Annotated in this window: 2 protein-coding genes; both read left to right on the top strand. The window is 60.4% G+C overall.

Annotated features, from left to right (window positions below):
* A partial coding sequence (locus tag ACIF4X_RS29245) for a ParA family protein (protein ID WP_397484696.1) occupies positions 1 to 756 on the top strand: 756 nt, incomplete at its 5' end.
* Positions 757 to 765: 9 nt separating this feature from the next.
* On the top strand, positions 766 to 1,638 hold the full coding sequence (locus tag ACIF4X_RS29240) for a ParB/RepB/Spo0J family partition protein (protein WP_397484695.1): 873 nt from the start codon (positions 766 to 768) through the stop codon (positions 1,636 to 1,638).
* Positions 1,639 to 1,710: the final 72 nt, after the last annotated feature.

Below are 1,710 nucleotides of genomic sequence, written 5' to 3'. Positions count from 1 at the left end.
GGCAAGACCACCACCTGCATCAACCTCGCAGCATCCCTGGTCGCGACCAAGCGCCGGGTGCTGTTGATCGATCTCGATCCACAGGGCAACGCCACCATGGGTAGCGGTGTGGATAAACACGGCCTGGAAAATTCGGTCTATGACCTGCTGATCGGCGAATGCGATCTGGCCCAGGCCATGCACTACTCCGAACACGGTGGTTATCAACTGCTGCCGGCCAACCGCGACCTGACCGCGGCCGAAGTGGTGCTGCTGGAAATGCAGATGAAGGAAAGCCGCCTGCGCAGTGCGCTGGCGCCGATCCGTGAAAACTACGATTACATTTTGATCGACTGCCCGCCGTCGCTGTCGATGCTCACTCTGAACGCACTCGTCGCCGCTGACGGGGTGATTATCCCCATGCAGTGCGAGTACTTTGCGCTCGAAGGTCTCAGCGACCTTGTGGATAACATCAAGCGCATCGCCGAACTGCTCAATCCGAACCTGAAAGTCGAAGGTTTGCTGCGGACCATGTACGACCCGCGTCTCAGCCTGATGAACGACGTTTCGGCGCAGCTCAAGGAACACTTCGGCGAGCAGCTCTATGACACGGTGATTCCGCGCAACATCCGTCTGGCCGAAGCGCCGAGCTACGGCATGCCGGCGCTGGCCTACGACAAGCAATCGCGCGGCGCCCTGGCTTATCTGGCCCTGGCCGGCGAGATGGTTCGCCGTCAGCGCAAAAATTCACGCATCGCCGCCGCTCAGGCAACTTAAGGAATCCCCATGGCCGTCAAGAAACGAGGTCTCGGACGTGGACTGGATGCACTGCTGAGTGGTCCGACTGTCAGCGCGCTGGAAGAACAAGCCGCGCAAGCTGACACCCGGGAATTGCAGCACTTGCCACTGGATCTGCTCCAGCGTGGCAAGTACCAGCCGCGCCGGGACATGGATCCGCAGGCGCTGGAAGAGCTGGCGCTGTCGATCAAGGCACAAGGCGTGATGCAGCCGATCGTGGTGCGCCCGATTGGCGGTGGCCGCTTTGAAATCATCGCCGGTGAACGCCGCTGGCGCGCGAGCCAGCAAGCCGGGCAGGAAACCATCCCGGCGATGGTCCGTGATGTACCGGATGAAACCGCGATCGCCATCGCGCTGATCGAGAACATCCAGCGTGAAGACCTCAACCCGATCGAAGAAGCGGTGGCCTTGCAGCGTTTGCAGCAGGAATTCCAGCTCACTCAGCAACAGGTCGCCGAGGCTGTGGGTAAGTCCCGCGTCACTGTGGCTAACCTGTTGCGGCTTATTGCATTGCCGGAAGTCATCAAAACCATGCTGTCCCACGGCGACCTGGAAATGGGTCATGCCCGTGCATTGCTCGGTCTGCCGGACAATCAGCAGGTGGAAGGGGCGCGACATGTTGTCGCACGCGGCCTCACCGTGCGCCAAACTGAGGCACTGGTTCGCCAGTGGTTGAGCGGCAAACCGGAGCCTGTGGAAGCAGCAAAACCCGACCCGGATATCGCTCGCCTCGAACAGCGTCTGGCCGAGCGCCTAGGCTCTGCGGTGCAGATTCGCCACGGCAAGAAGGGAAAGGGTCAGTTGGTGATCGGTTACAACTCCCTCGATGAGCTTCAAGGTGTGCTCGCACACATCCGCTGAAACATTTCCTCATGTAGCGCGCAGTCGGAAATCACTACCTGACAGTTGAATAGGGGCAGAACCGCCCCTATA

Origin of the sequence: Pseudomonas sp. NPDC085632 (assembly GCF_044541255.1) — a bacterium.
Taxonomy (GTDB): Bacteria; Pseudomonadota; Gammaproteobacteria; order Pseudomonadales; family Pseudomonadaceae; genus Aquipseudomonas.
Note: the sequence above shows the minus strand (reverse complement) of the source record. Positions and strands in the feature narration are given on the sequence as shown.

What these genes read in the sequence shown, in the direction of transcription:
- ACIF4X_RS29240 (WP_397484695.1), top strand. Translation starts at nt 766, where the DNA reads ATGGCCGTCAAGAAACGAGGTCTCGGACGTGGACTGGATGCACTGCTG.